The organism is Bacteroides sp. (assembly GCF_028690125.1).
Lineage (GTDB): Bacteria > Bacteroidota > Bacteroidia > Bacteroidales > Bacteroidaceae > Bacteroides.
Window position 1 is genome coordinate 1 of sequence record NZ_JAQVBV010000046.1, and the last position, 13249, is coordinate 13249.

Here is a 13249-nt window from a genome sequence, read left to right on the forward strand (position 1 = left end):
ACCAATGACATTCTTCGATATTGCATTCCTTATCATCGGGGAGTGATAAAATTACTGCAATACTGGAAAAAATAAAAGGGGAATTATCGCATTCCCCACAGCCGCAATACCCAAATAACCGATCCTCGATGTCAACGAGGTCACCTAATCTCCGTTTAATCATCATCAAAGTTTGGAAGTTATCCAATCTCGTAAGTACTTCATTTTGTATTTCATCGTTATCCATGAGATTATCTATAAACCATGTATCCACATTACTCCCTCCCGCCTAAATAAAGTCGTCAGTAACAAGAAGGGTGTTTTCAACACGCATAAACCCTCTTGCGGCCGATTCCATTATTTCAATATTCCTAGCTTCAAAACGAAAAACATTCGCTTCCGGATGATTATCACTACTACCAAACAATCCCTGAAGAAACGATGCGAGTTCGTTCCAGTCTTCACTCGGTACAGCTAGGTGTTGAGGGGAGATATAATTCTCAGTCAACAAATCTAATAGATTAAGATATTTCTTAACTTTTTGGGTATCGTTAACTGGCTTTATTAATTCTGGCAGTTCTTGCACTTTTCCCATAAAATAGGAGATGTCGAGTTTCTTCATTCCAATCCCTCATTTCTGGAGACTGTCAGAGTTACGATTCTGTGTTTTTTCAACAACTCCTTGTAGGTTTTATTGATTATAGATCCGGTCTTTAGTAACAAAAGTCCGGTTTTCGAAAAAATATCCTTCAAAAGAATATCACCTGCGATTATTTCGTTAATATGCATCTCCATTTTTATAATCCCTCCTCTACCCGGCATCGCCGGGCATTTAATATCCCGGCTTAGCCGAATAAAAAAGGTTTTTATATTTCTTCTTTTATGCCACCTGTTTTATCCTCCATATTTCCCGTGGTTTTAGTTTTCTTTCCTATATTTGTCTTGGCCTCGGTCATAAGCTTCCATATGTTCTTGACATTCTTGGGAATAATGAAGCCGGCCACACCAAACACAAATCAGATCGCCGTACTTTTCCTTTATCGGGTCCGTTTCAGAGGGGCCTCTATTTACGGCATTGGTTATCAACTCCAAAACCGCTTCGGTTATGTCCCCTTCCGGCATATTCAAATCTCTTTTTAGTCTGCTTTTGAATTCTGGTTCGTTGTTTTTATAGTCTTGATTCATCATTTTCTAATCTCCCCTCTTTTGTTTATATTGGAATTGTAGGATTTTTCGTTTTTACCATTACGGTTCTAATTAAACCGTGTTTTATGCCACCTGTTTCAATCTCCAAATTCCCCGGTCTACCGAATAGAATTCGGGTTTTGTTTGGAGAATCTGCCGTACCTTGGCTTCTGGATCGGAGTGTTTTTTAGTAGCTGCAAAACTCTTTATTTCCTTATAAAGCTTAGGAAGGTCTGCTTTACCCCCCAACCCCTCTAAAGCCAATCTGACAGCAGTTCGCCAGGATAGCTTTTCTTCTGTTTTCCAGTTTATTTCACTGGAAACAGATATAGTGCAGGGTAAGATATAACAACTGTCCTTCCTGAATATCAGGAGATATTCGTGGCAGATTGGTATAAACTTACCACTGTAGTCCACGTGATCACTCCAGCAGTTATGTTGTGCCTTTATCACAACTTGCTCTGGAGTTCCCAGCCAGGCCATATCTCGTTGGATACTATAAAGCTTTCCGTTTTTCTTTACGTCGCCAACAAGGATTGCCAATCTGCCGCCCCGAGATAAAGAAGTAAATAACCTTTTTTGAATAAGGCTCAACTTCTTTATGAATTGTGAATATTGTTCTAATGGGATTTGAGATAAATCCCTCGGGTCCGGGTTTCCCCACATATGTCCAGAGTATTTAATTATATTACTATAGGGCGGGTGGAAAAATATCATATCGTACACTCCAGGGATTTCATCCCTCAGTGCATCCCAGCCCCCAAACTCCGGATTTAGGTCGAGTACATCGTGATGGATGCCCAATTTTAGACACACATCACGGGTTGTGCCAGAACCACACATAGGATCAAATACCTTTTTAGGCTTATAAAAACCAAAAAGATCTTCAAGTAACCGTGGAGAACAATTTCCCCGGTACATGTTGTTCCCTCCTGCTCCTCTTTCGGGGTAGGAGACTACACTTCTCATATAATCACCTTCTTCTCCCGCTATGCGGATATTTCTTAAGCTCTGACCTACGCACAACTATTGAACCAAATCTTTATTGATTTTGGCTAATTTCCCGAGTCGAATTAAGGCGTTTATGCTATGAGTTCCTACGTTTTCTACGTTGCTTGGATACACTGAATGGGTATTCTGTTTTATTTGGGATTCATCAATATCGGTACCAATCCAGTAACTACTCTTTTTATATCTCTTCAACCCTCCGTGCTTTTTGGCCAAATCTAATGCATATTCTTGTGTAGGGCTTAATTTAGGCTGTTGACTTACTTTCAGTGGGCAATGGCAGTTTAATAAACAAGTGCCATTAGTAATTAATCCGATAAGTTTGCATTGGTCTGTACCTTTGGAATATTGGCACTTGTCACATTTGCCCACCTCAAAGTCATCAGGCATTTCTATAAACATGTTAAATATCTTCATCATTTTCCTCCTTGCAGATCTGTACTTAAACCGTAGGTATAATTTTATTGGCCTACAGTTCATTTTCTGAGGTTAGTACTAAATTTTGCCCTAACCTTCCCTCATACTGTTTACTTAAACCAATGATTAGGCATAGCCCATACTATTAAACCTATGCAACCAAAAATAATAATAAAAGTTGCCGCATAATTGATAATTCTAATCATCTTTACCTCCCCGCCGCAACCTACTTGCCCTCTGGCTTAAGATGAACTCTTTTGCCTTCAGCAAGGCTTCTATTGCCAGATCAAGCGTTACGATGCTTTCAAACCGGAAATTGTCCATGCTGTTGTTTTTTTAATGGATATTTCAAAAAGTTCTTCGCCGATTTCATACGGTTCTTTATGCCCTGTACTGGCAGTTATTGGCCTCTGGCATACACAAACTTTTTAAGAACCAATTTAGCCATGTTTTCGTCTAATGAGTCAATGATTTCAGCTATTTCAGGCATTGAAACGGCAATGTTAAGCTGTTTAAATATTTCATCCGCTGTATTCATATCCTGTAGAATTTTTACCATTTCGTTCATTTTATTCTCCTTTCTCTATGTCACTTAATAAACAGACATTTTTTGAAAATTTGATTTAAACAAAGATATCTGGCTTAGCATAATCCTGAGTTCGGGCCAGTATATCCCAGAAATAATCGCAGTCCGAATCTTCATAATCGTTTCTTATTTCACTGCCAGCGGAGACAACCAGTTCTCCGCAGAAAAACTGTTCTCGCTCAAAATAAGAAAGAGTAAATAGCAAGTTCGGAAATTGAGAGGATGCTTTTTTTATCCACTCTCTAGGAGGCGACCATTGGGTTTCAAATGACGTACTGAATTCGTATCCCCTTAATATGCGTTGAATATAATAAGATACGTCTCCGGGGCACTCTTCGTCAGGTTCAGCATCTGCACAGGTTCCCCAATTATCCAACCGCCATTGCTGTCCACTGCCTACCGGAGTCGGAACCAGTTCATCAAAAGAAAACCTTCCTTCTGGGTTAATGCATTTTGTCAAGAATCCCATCAAGGAATCCCAATCCCCTGTAACTGTAAGCTTATTTTCGCACCAATCAACCATCAAACCACTATCCTCTCCCCGTTAAATTGGGATTTTAACCAACATAAATAGAATATTGTTCTCTTTCCCTACGCTGGTTTTTTCTTCTCTCCTCCGCTTGGATTCTCAAGTAAATCGCTGTAACCTGGGAATCCTTCATTTTGTGTACCTTTTTAGGCCACGCCTTCCCCTTCTCAGTATTGGAAGAATACTTTTTAGTAACAACTTCCCGCATTTCTGCTATTTCTGCCATAGGTAACCCTCCTTTGTGATACAACGACCCAGGATCACTACATTAAAACAGCTTGTTTTTTACCGAAGTAATCAGCAAAGGCTTCTACATAGATACGATTTGCTTGTTCAATTCCCATTGTGCTTACCGTTTCTTTGATTTGAGCCCATACCTCTTGTTCGATAGCGGGTGTCTCCGCACTCCACCAATCCTTGAGTGCTTGCTTTAAATCCATTATTTCCACTTCCTTTCTCCCCGAGATAACGGGATTTTTTATCACAAACCTTTTTCCTGGAAAGAAATGTATCTCCCCACGCCTATAATAATGTGATCCAACACTGTAATTCCCATGATTTTTCCAGCTTCTCTCAATCGGTTCGTTACATCCCGATCTTCCTGGGACGGAGTCGGATCGCCGGTAGGGTGGTTGTGTGCAAGAATAATACTGGCTGAACTGGTTAGTATAGCTGGTTTGAATACTTCACGGGGATGAACGATTGAACTATGTAATCCCCCAATGCTAACAATCTCGTAGGCGTTTATATAGCCTTTACGGTCGAGATAAATAGCCACAAAGTATTCACGGTCTAAATTTGCCATATCCAGTTCCTTATTCAGCAACTCAACAATCCTTTCAGGACTATTTATAGACGTCCCGTACTTTTCTGCTGACTCTCTGATGCATCTCCAAGAAATGCGACAAAAACCTCTAATCTCTTTGGTCATCGAATCGGTTTCCCAATCGTAAAACAAGGTCTCATTTTGTTCTTCTGTTTTTCTCATTTCCCCGAAGGAGCGTATCTACGCCCCTTCATCCCTCCTTTTAGAGATTTTGGCAGCGCAGATACGCTATTAACTAAACGAAATGTTCTTTTCGAGCCTCCGTATAAAGTCTTTCGGCTTTTTCCTCATCTAAAAGCTCGATTTGCGCCTGAACCCTTGCCCATGCTTCATCAGCGGCAGTAATGTTCTTGGCGCTCCAATAATCCTTCAATGCTTTCTTTAAATCCGTATTCCCACTCCTTTCTCCCCTCGTAGATCGAGGGATTTTCTTCAAAAATTAAACCCATAAAAAAGAGCCCCTATTTAGAGGCTCTTTTGGGTTTTAATATGCTATTTTTATGGCTCACAAATGAATCATTCAAGCAAATAACAATAGTTGGCTATCCGCGCCCTGCATGAGTTTTTTCTTCTGGTAAGAAGACAGGTGCGTTACATTTATATCTTCCTGCGTCAGCACTTCGACCAGAGTTACCAGCCGTGTTGACTCCTGATGAGAAAGGTTTGGTTTATTTAATAATTGCGCTACTTCCGCTTTGTAGGACTCAAAAATATCGTTGCTGTTAACGGATGCGATATTATCTTTCAGCAGTGAAAGTACATCGCTAAACGAACCTCCGTCATTTCCAAAATTCCTTAAACCTTCGTTTGAGAGATGTCCCTCAAGTATTCCCGCAGCATTTAGCTTACTACCAATAAGTTGGAAGCATTTTTCCTGTAGAGTATTTCTGTAACAAAGAAAAATTATTTTCACTTCATCCGTCTGTCCGATGCGTAAACCTCTTGCAGAAGCTTGCCGTACAGTAGAAGGTATATACCCAGTTTGTATCCAAATAATAGTTTGACATTCTATTAGATCTAAACCGGTTTCAACTAACTCAGGGTGGCATATCAAAACATTAACGCCGGTTTTATTGAGTTTGTCTTTTACCCAGGCTTCACGTTTGCCGGTAGAAACGGTGTTTGATCTCATCACCTGTACTTTTGCACCTTCTACTTGCGAAGCTACCCACTCCAACCGGGGCAAGCAATCTCGCAGATTAGTATAAGTGGTGAATACTAGGCATTTTCTGTTTAGGCTCAGCTCAGAGCGAATAATGGTTTGTAGTTCCCGTTCCTTGTTATATAGCTTATCCTTGTTTAACTGCGGAACTGGGAAATACAACTGGTACTCTGGTTTTACTACCTGAATAATTTCTGGGCCTTCCGCTACGTCTAGATACGACAGGCAGGTGTGAAGCATAATGCTCGCCACCTGGCTGCCGCCTTCCTTGATTTCTTCCTTTAAGCGCCCTTCTATTTCACGGTAGTTTGCTTCCAGATCTTCATCCATTTCCACCACATTTACAAATTCATTTTTAGGCGGCAAAAACGGTGCTACGTCGGAAAGCTTCAGAAATACAGTTTTTTCGATCAACCATTCAGGAAAGGTGTTGATCGTATATCCCGGTAGCGGCTTAACCGTAGCCCGGGTGTTCTTGGCACGACTGGATTTACCGTATTCACTATCCTTTACCTTAATGGTCTTTATCCAGAATCCATATTCATTCTGGAACTTGGCTCTGGATTCTTCGTCATGCTTATAACCTTTACCCTTGAACTGATTAGGAGACATTCGCCAAAGCAGATAATATAAACCATTGGCATATCCATCAGCCAAGGTCCCGGTCATAGCAATCAACTTATCAACCTTACTTATAACCCCACCATATGCTAATCCTTGAGCGGTTGAACCCTTGTATTTATGGAATTCATCCCCGATGTAATAATTAAAAAACCCTTTAGGGATTTTCTTTTTTACTATATCGGCAATACTAACCTTCCGATAACCTTTACGGTTATTGTCGGCTTGCCAGAGAACTTCCTCACAAGGAATTTCATCGCCTTCCGGAGTTTTTATTTTATTGCGGCATTTATGATTCCTTGCTGTGTGGCATTTAAAATCATCCGGTGTCATAGTAACGTATATAGTATCCCCATCCGAGTCTTTAATCGGATAAGTTAATACTTTTCCGCACTTCGGGCAAACAGCCACATCCATCCACCTGTAACATTCAAATTCAGCATCATAAGCCTTTCGCTTCCTGACGTTAATCCCAGGTCGAAGAATATAACCACCTCTGAGGGCCTCATTAGATACAATCCAGAATTCTGGCGCTTCTAATTTGCCCGAATACCTCCATTGAGAATAAAATTGGCTCCATGGTTGCTGATTGCCACTCAGGAACATAAATGTCTTTGCCTCGGGGATAATAGTTTTTATCTCCCGGGACCACTTCTCAACTAAGTGGCTGGGACAGGTTACAATTGTTCGGTAGGGTTTACCATTTCTGTGGTAATGGCAAACGGCAGTACCAATACTTGTTTTACCGACACCCATTTGACCAGAGATAATGACATGGTTACTGTTATCAAGTCTTTTTGACGCAGCTACCGCAACATCTTTCTGTTGAGGAAAGAGTTTGCGGCCTAAGTTTTCAAAAAGGCTATTATCAAAATTACCTGGGGTATGCAGATATGTGACTCGATTACCTATCTTTTCTCCGATATCTATAGCATAGCGTTCGATATAATCAGCTACGCCTTGGATTCCTTCCAGAAATTCTTCTGGGGTGTTGTCGCCTACTATATACTCAGCAATTATTTCTTCGGCAGATTCTCGGAAGTCTGATGTGTAATATGAGTTTAGAGTATAAAATTTCATATCTTCCGTTTTAACATCACCTATTACTGAGGTTCTACCAAAATAACCTGAATTAACAGCCGCATCAAGAAGACTATCCATACATGGTTCAAAATAGTCTTCTTCTGGAGTCGGACAAGGGATATTGAGGTCATGTAAATGCTGATATAGTTTTATTCGTATGTCTTGCGTGGTTAATCCCCAAATTAAGTTTTGGTCTACCATTAAGACTTGTAAGCCTTGACTGGTTTTAACTTGGGGAAATAGTCTGAATGTTGTGATGGGTTTAAATACTCGATTGTTTTTGACTCCATCACAATAAAAAGGCAGTGACCTTCGAGCCAAAACATTATCTGTAAACTTGGCTCTGTAAGCCTTAACCGATATTTCTGTGCCGATCATTGAAATAGCGGCAACATCGTGGCTGCTTCCCAAAACAATAAAGTCTGAGAAAACTTCTGGGCCGTTGTTCTCCCAGAATTTCATCATAATAAATATTCCTCCTTCCGCCTGCCCAAAGGCAGGCGTTTAATACCTACCTCGGTTGGGGAAAGGAGATTTATCTCCTGTTTTATAACAATTGTCGCTTAAGCCCTGTACTGCGCACTACTGCATTTGAAACAAATTGGTTTCAATCCCCGCCATCCTGCGATTAATTAGGCTGCAATATTCCGGTTTTAACTCTATGCCGACTGAATTTCGCTCTAGTTGTTCGGCAACAAATAAAGTGGTTCCGGATCCCGCATATGGATCCAAAGCGGTACCGCCCACTGGACAACCGGCTAAAATGCAAGGCTTAACTAATTCAGTTGGAAAGGTTGCAAAATGGGCCTCACTGAATCGTGAAGTTGGTATGTTCCATACGGTACGCTTATTCCTATACTCAATGCCTCCCACGGCTTTCATGTTGCCGTTGGTTTTACATGGTACACGCGATGAGCCTCGCTGATCTGCAAGTGTAGTCTGGGCCAAACGCTTTATGGAACTCTCTGTTACTGGTTCCTTGATGCTTTTATAGTCGTAATAATATCTATTGCTTTTACTCAATAAAAAAATGTATTCGTGGCTTTTACTTGGCCTGTCAATAACGCTTTCGGGCATCGGATTTGGTTTGCTCCAAATAATATCTGACCTTAAATACCATCCATCCGACTGCAATGCAAAGGCTACCCGCCAAGGTATGCCGACTAAATCTTTAGGCTTCAATCCCTGCGGTATTTTCTTTTTAATAGGTTCCATTCCACCCAGATTTCGTTCTCCAATTGTAGGATCACCCATTCCAGATAAACCTTCTTTTGCATAACTATCCCCTAAATTCAGCCACAGCGTTCCGTCTTTCCGGAGTACCCGTTTAACTTCTCGGAATACCTCAACTACCTTGGAAACATATTCTTCCGGGGTAGGTTCAAGGCCCAATTGTCCTTCCACTCCGTAATCCCTTAATCCCCAATAAGGCGGGGATGTAACGCAACAATGGATAGATTCAGACACGAGATCTTTAATTATTTTTAAGGCATCACCCTGATACAATTGCCATGTCAAAATATCCCCTCCCTTCACTGTGTTTCCTGCGCATTTTAAACATGGAGCGCAGCATAGGTTAACTACCTATGCCGCACTGTTTGCCCTGTACTGCGCAGCAAATTAACTAAATTAAAGGCCATACTAAAACTAATAATAGTTTATGTGTAGACATATACAAACCAATTATTGTGAGCACCCACCATACAAGAAAATAACCGTAAAAACGAAAGATATTATCTAGTCTATCCTTTGCCTTAATATATACCTCATTCACTTCGGGTATAATCTCAAAATGAGAATTTACCATATCTTTTACTACATGTTCTACTATGCTATAACGCTTACCAATTAAGACACCGATAAAAGTAACAATAACCAATAGATTTAACATTTAACCAACCACCCTTCGTCGCATCTTAAAAACACTGCGTATATTGTGCTTCCCAACACATTTGAGATTTTATCCGCAATATATTGGCCCTTCCCAATAATAATTGCATTTTAAGCATTCATAAAAATAGTAATACATACCCAGATCGTCATCCCATTCCTTTTTAACTTCTTCATTGCCACAAGAGCAGCCTACCATGATGGTACTGCCTTTATAATAGCTTTCCATTCGATTATAGGATGGAATTATACTATCGTGTTGGTCCTCCTGTCGCTGGTCTTTTGTGGTTTTATTAAATAACCTTTTGTAACGTAATTTTTTAATTAGCCTTTCAAACATAATTTCCACTCCTAACGAATTTCCACTACCCGGGAGCCATCCTCCCCAGGATTCTTACACATGGCATAAAACACTGTAGAAGAGACTTTGCGTGTACTATGAATCTCATCCCCACTATCAGTGTCGGTCTCTGTGTTGCTTTCTTCCCGATTTTCATACCTACCCAGGAGAATATGTCCCGGCATACGGCCATCAATGTAGCCCCCTACTGCCAATAAAGCCAATAATGCTTTATCTAAATAGCTTGGAGCAATTAGTTTATCTTTTAATACTGGTTTACTCTCACTCTGTAGAAGGTTTAAAGTCTGAGAATCGACCGCAGCTAGTTCCGCATCATAATAATTAATACGGAATGTCTTTACCCATCCCGGGTTAAATAAAGGGATTTCGTATATCGGGGATTCTTGTAATGATAACTCCGGTATATCCCCTGTTATAATTCTGGCAATTTGTTTTTCAAGCCATTCCAGTGAGGCCGTTACCGGTTCACTTGGTTTCTTAACCCCAAAGATAACTATCTGCTTAAACTCACTATATTCAGGTTGGGGGTACTTAAATATCTGGATATCCCGGTAGTTTTCAAGTAAAAACTTATAAACTCTTATTCCTACTGCTTTAGATGCCTGGAATAAGCCCGTAGGTACCAAATATTCCAATACGCCCCGGGGACCTAGATAATTTGTAGCTCGATACAAGAATAATTCCTCGTATTTTTCTTCTCCACCAGCTACCCAATCATAGGGTGGATTTAAATGGATAAATCCAAAAACCCTGTTTGAAATTACACAATTTTCGAAAGGACCAACCAATACATTGATAAAATTCTTAGTCTTGGCTTCCAATGCCCTACCGGTGTGTACTTCCAACCCGAATAGATGTTGATTAGGACAGATTTCTATCAGGGCATCTCCCGGTCCACAGCATGGGTCTAAGCATGTTGTTCCTGCTTCCGGAAAGGAAAGGTACGACTTGATAATCGACCTTATCCTTTTGTGCGTAGGGATGTACTCCCAATTGGCTTGAGCTTGTAGTCTAGCCAACTATTCATCACCCCCAAACTTCGGATTTCTCATAACAAACCACCTTTCTCCCCTCGTTTTACGAGGGATTTTAATAAGAATTTCCAATAAAAAAGGCTCCCAAAACGTATGGGGAGCCTTTTAGTTATGTTTTCCCTTTAACCCAACCCCGCAAGAATTCCCCCATCCTCCATAGGCGGGGGATGAATTGCGAACAATTGTTTGGTATAATATAAATATGAGTATGAAAACTTACAAATACCGACTCTACCCAACTAAAAACCAAACTCAAACCATGACAGATACTTTAGAAGCTTGCCGAGTACTGTATAACTGTGCTTTAGAGCAACGGAAAACTGCTTATAAGCAGTTCAATATATCTGTTCGCAGGTTAGCCCAGCAAGTCGAGTTACTGGAAATTAAGGAATACTTCCCGGAATACAAACAGATTTATTCCCAGGTTCTCCAAGAGGTTATATTGCGGGTAGATACCAGTTTTCAGAACTTCTTTCGCCGAATTAAAACCGGTGAGAAACCAGGCTATCCCAGATTTAAAGGCCGTGGCTGGTACGATAGTTTTACATACCCCCAATCTGGGTTCTCACTATCAGCTAATTGTAAGGGCAACCAGAAGCTTAAACTCTCGAAGATTGGCAACATTAAAGTCAAGGTCCATCGTGCAGTTAAAGGCAAAATTAGAACATGTACTATCAAGAAAGAACTCAATAATTGGTATGTTTGCTTAGCCTGCAAGGTTGATCCTGAAGCTCTTCCAAAAACCTATAAAGATGTAGGCATTGATGTTGGGCTGGAGAAATTCAAAGCCCAGTCTGATGGTATTATTACTCCTAATCCCAGGTTCTTGCGTGAAGCTGAAGCTAAATTAAAACATGAACAAAGAATCCTATCTCGCAAGAAGAAAGGTTCCAACTCCCGCCAGAAGCAGCGTAACAGGCTGGCCAAACTACATTTTAAAGTTAAGAATCAACGGTTGGACTTTGCTCACAAGGAAAGCAGGACCCTGGTTAATAACTACGATGTAATCGTTTTTGAAGACTTAAAGGTCAAAAATATGGTTAAAAACCATCATCTGGCAAAATCTATTTCTGATGCTGCATGGAACAAGTTTATCCAGTTCACTTCTTATAAGGCTGAAAGCGCCGGTAAGAAAGTGGTACTGGTAAGCCCCATAAACACATCACAAATCTGTTCTAAGTGCGGCAATCTGGTTAAAAAAGGTTTATCTGTAAGGGTGCATAAATGCCCATACTGTGGACTAATCCTTGACCGTGATATAAACGCCGCCATAAATATCTTGAGGTTGGGAACCAACCCAGGTGGAACCACGGCATTAGCCGGGTGATGAAGCCAGAAGCTCCCACTTCTAAACGAAGTGTAAGTGGGGGTAGTTCACTAAATTTTTGCATTAAAAAAGGCCCTGCAAACACAGAGCCTTTTATCTAGTGATACTAGTTTATCTTTTATTAAAGCTGACCCGATAATTTTCGGGTATTGGCCGCAATTCCTGTATCGGAACGATTTTACTTCCCCAGACCTCACTACTTTCTTTGTTTACTTCTCCTCGAAAAGTTGGCCCTATAGGGAATCTGACTCTGGCAAAAGTACCATCACACATACTCACCATGCCGATGCTAACTCCACCACCAGAACGAGGTACCAAAACAATACTGTTTTGTTGAACGCTAAACACAAATATTCCTCCTCTGTAAGATTTCTAATTCACTTGGGCAACCCCTTTGATCTCCAATGCAGTTTTAACCATCCTTTCAATACATGCTTTAGGCAGATTATTCTTAAACTGCGCTGCTGTTTCAAGGATTAACTTTGCAGCTTCATCAGGGCTCATTGCGCCACATTGGGGCAACATGCAATCAAGAGAACCGTTTGCAATTGCTTTGGCATTTTGCTCAACACGAATAAAGTATTTACGAGCTTCTTCACCTTTTGGTGTTTGTGAAGACATGGCCAACTTTTTTGCAAAGGTTGCTGTAAGCTTATAATCCCTTGTGGGACGCCCTCCGAGAAGGTTTTCCGCATCCGTGCGGAATACCCAATAGTCTATATTTGGTTCCGCATAAATATTTTCCTCAATGTTTTTTCTCACCCATCGGGAATAATCACCCAGCCTTAATTCGAGAAAACAATGTAGCTTTTTTGCTGTGGTCATTCCTTCTCCATCTACCCCGAGAGCAATCTCAATTGGTGTCTGCCTTTCTATTCTAACTGGTACTGGCACAGGGAAACCTTCTCCTCTGAATTTCCGAAAGTCTTTATTGAGTTCCGGTGCGTACCAGTTTTTACCCCAAGCCTTTTCAAGCATAATTTGCGGGTTGGGATATTTTGAAACTGCCTGATACACAGTAATTGGCACATTTTTAATACGTTGCCCAGGCGGGAAAGCCTGAGCTAATTTCAAACTAGCCTCTATATCAGCTAGGTTTTTATTCATGACTATAATAATATCTTCTATAGTCATTCCCTCGTTATATAGTGCCAAACAGGTATCTGCCACAGCAAAGGTATCTTCCCACCGTTTTTCTGCTAATTTGTACTCGCAATTTTTTACTATTCTCATTCAAATAG

At 40.7% G+C, this 13249-nt stretch carries 18 protein-coding genes; 1 reads left to right on the forward strand and 17 read right to left on the reverse strand.

Annotated elements, in window-relative coordinates; all coding sequences use genetic code 11:
- The 15 genes from PHO71_RS21530 to PHO71_RS21600 all read right to left on the reverse strand — a co-directional run.
- Positions 1-226 (reverse strand): hypothetical protein (locus PHO71_RS21530; protein WP_300207377.1); only part of this gene is annotated, 226 nt, incomplete at its 3' end.
- Between the two features lie 42 nt (positions 227-268).
- Positions 269-601: a hypothetical protein gene (locus PHO71_RS21535; RefSeq protein WP_300207380.1), complete on the reverse strand. Its 333-nt coding sequence runs from the start codon at positions 599-601 to the stop codon at positions 269-271.
- A 296-nt stretch (positions 602-897) separates the two neighbouring features.
- Positions 898-1167 carry a hypothetical protein gene (locus tag PHO71_RS21540; protein ID WP_300207383.1) on the reverse strand — a complete coding sequence of 90 codons (270 nt, stop codon included), beginning with the start codon at positions 1165-1167 and terminating at the stop codon, positions 898-900.
- Positions 1168-1248: 81 nt separating this feature from the next.
- Positions 1249-2133 (reverse strand): hypothetical protein, encoded by an 885-nt coding sequence (locus PHO71_RS21545; RefSeq protein WP_300207385.1) that lies wholly within the window; start codon positions 2131-2133, stop codon positions 1249-1251.
- Positions 2134-2190: 57 nt separating this feature from the next.
- Positions 2191-2592 carry a hypothetical protein gene (locus tag PHO71_RS21550; RefSeq protein WP_300207387.1) on the reverse strand — a complete coding sequence of 134 codons (402 nt, stop codon included), beginning with the start codon at positions 2590-2592 and terminating at the stop codon, positions 2191-2193.
- 397 nt (positions 2593-2989) lie between these two features.
- Positions 2990-3157, reverse strand: coding sequence for a hypothetical protein (locus PHO71_RS21555; protein ID WP_300207389.1), 168 nt, complete (start codon positions 3155-3157; stop codon positions 2990-2992).
- Between the two features lie 55 nt (positions 3158-3212).
- Positions 3213-3698 carry a hypothetical protein gene (locus PHO71_RS21560; protein ID WP_300207391.1) on the reverse strand — a complete coding sequence of 162 codons (486 nt, stop codon included), beginning with the start codon at positions 3696-3698 and terminating at the stop codon, positions 3213-3215.
- 34 nt (positions 3699-3732) lie between these two features.
- Positions 3733-3930, reverse strand: a complete 198-nt coding sequence (locus PHO71_RS21565; protein WP_300207393.1) for a hypothetical protein — start codon at positions 3928-3930, stop codon at positions 3733-3735.
- Positions 3931-3967: 37 nt separating this feature from the next.
- The gene (locus PHO71_RS21570) at positions 3968-4144 is read right to left on the reverse strand and encodes a hypothetical protein (RefSeq protein ID WP_300207395.1); all 177 of its coding nucleotides are present in this window, start codon (positions 4142-4144) and stop codon (positions 3968-3970) included.
- A gap of 41 nt (positions 4145-4185) precedes the next feature.
- Entirely contained in the window at positions 4186-4692 is a 507-nt protein-coding gene (locus tag PHO71_RS21575; protein ID WP_300207397.1) for a RadC family protein, read from the reverse strand.
- Positions 4693-4765: 73 nt separating this feature from the next.
- The gene (locus tag PHO71_RS21580) at positions 4766-4903 is read right to left on the reverse strand and encodes a hypothetical protein (RefSeq protein ID WP_300207399.1); all 138 of its coding nucleotides are present in this window, start codon (positions 4901-4903) and stop codon (positions 4766-4768) included.
- A gap of 147 nt (positions 4904-5050) precedes the next feature.
- Positions 5051-7861: a helicase-related protein gene (locus PHO71_RS21585; RefSeq protein ID WP_300207401.1), complete on the reverse strand. Its 2811-nt coding sequence runs from the start codon at positions 7859-7861 to the stop codon at positions 5051-5053.
- Between the two features lie 117 nt (positions 7862-7978).
- Positions 7979-8914, reverse strand: coding sequence for a site-specific DNA-methyltransferase (locus PHO71_RS21590; RefSeq protein WP_300207403.1), 936 nt, complete (start codon positions 8912-8914; stop codon positions 7979-7981).
- 442 nt (positions 8915-9356) lie between these two features.
- Entirely contained in the window at positions 9357-9626 is a 270-nt protein-coding gene (locus tag PHO71_RS21595; RefSeq protein ID WP_300207405.1) for a hypothetical protein, read from the reverse strand.
- Positions 9627-9637: 11 nt separating this feature from the next.
- Positions 9638-10666, reverse strand: a complete 1029-nt coding sequence (locus PHO71_RS21600; RefSeq protein ID WP_300207408.1) for a DUF6094 domain-containing protein — start codon at positions 10664-10666, stop codon at positions 9638-9640.
- Positions 10667-10889: 223 nt separating this feature from the next.
- Here PHO71_RS21600 and PHO71_RS21605 point away from each other — a divergent pair, with 223 nt between their 5' ends.
- Entirely contained in the window at positions 10890-12008 is a 1119-nt protein-coding gene (locus PHO71_RS21605; RefSeq protein WP_300207410.1) for a transposase, read from the forward strand.
- 111 nt (positions 12009-12119) lie between these two features.
- On the opposite strand, the gene PHO71_RS21610 is transcribed toward PHO71_RS21605, so the two are convergent.
- Both PHO71_RS21610 and PHO71_RS21615 read right to left on the reverse strand, forming a co-directional pair.
- The gene (locus PHO71_RS21610) at positions 12120-12356 is read right to left on the reverse strand and encodes a hypothetical protein (protein WP_300207412.1); all 237 of its coding nucleotides are present in this window, start codon (positions 12354-12356) and stop codon (positions 12120-12122) included.
- 24 nt (positions 12357-12380) lie between these two features.
- Complete coding sequence (locus tag PHO71_RS21615) at positions 12381-13241, reverse strand: antA/AntB antirepressor family protein (RefSeq protein ID WP_300207413.1); 861 nt, start codon at positions 13239-13241, stop codon at positions 12381-12383.
- Positions 13242-13249: the final 8 nt, after the last annotated feature.

Bases quoted from the DNA above. Each gene is read 5' to 3' on its own strand.
- PHO71_RS21595 (WP_300207405.1), bottom strand. From the start codon at position 9,626: ATGTTTGAAAGGCTAATTAAAAAATTACGTTACAAAAGGTTATTTAAT.
- PHO71_RS21560 (WP_300207391.1), bottom strand. From the start codon at position 3,698: ATGGTTGATTGGTGCGAAAATAAGCTTACAGTTACAGGGGATTGGGAT.
- PHO71_RS21605 (WP_300207410.1), top strand. From the start codon at position 10,890: ATGAAAACTTACAAATACCGACTCTACCCAACTAAAAACCAAACTCAA.
- PHO71_RS21565 (WP_300207393.1), bottom strand. From the start codon at position 3,930: ATGGCAGAAATAGCAGAAATGCGGGAAGTTGTTACTAAAAAGTATTCT.
- PHO71_RS21585 (WP_300207401.1), bottom strand. From the start codon at position 7,861: ATGATGAAATTCTGGGAGAACAACGGCCCAGAAGTTTTCTCAGACTTT.
- PHO71_RS21575 (WP_300207397.1), bottom strand. From the start codon at position 4,692: ATGAGAAAAACAGAAGAACAAAATGAGACCTTGTTTTACGATTGGGAA.
- PHO71_RS21540 (WP_300207383.1), bottom strand. From the start codon at position 1,167: ATGATGAATCAAGACTATAAAAACAACGAACCAGAATTCAAAAGCAGA.
- PHO71_RS21615 (WP_300207413.1), bottom strand. From the start codon at position 13,241: ATGAGAATAGTAAAAAATTGCGAGTACAAATTAGCAGAAAAACGGTGG.
- PHO71_RS21570 (WP_300207395.1), bottom strand. From the start codon at position 4,144: ATGGATTTAAAGCAAGCACTCAAGGATTGGTGGAGTGCGGAGACACCC.
- PHO71_RS21545 (WP_300207385.1), bottom strand. From the start codon at position 2,133: ATGAGAAGTGTAGTCTCCTACCCCGAAAGAGGAGCAGGAGGGAACAAC.
- PHO71_RS21550 (WP_300207387.1), bottom strand. From the start codon at position 2,592: ATGATGAAGATATTTAACATGTTTATAGAAATGCCTGATGACTTTGAG.
- PHO71_RS21555 (WP_300207389.1), bottom strand. From the start codon at position 3,157: ATGAACGAAATGGTAAAAATTCTACAGGATATGAATACAGCGGATGAA.
- PHO71_RS21535 (WP_300207380.1), bottom strand. From the start codon at position 601: ATGAAGAAACTCGACATCTCCTATTTTATGGGAAAAGTGCAAGAACTG.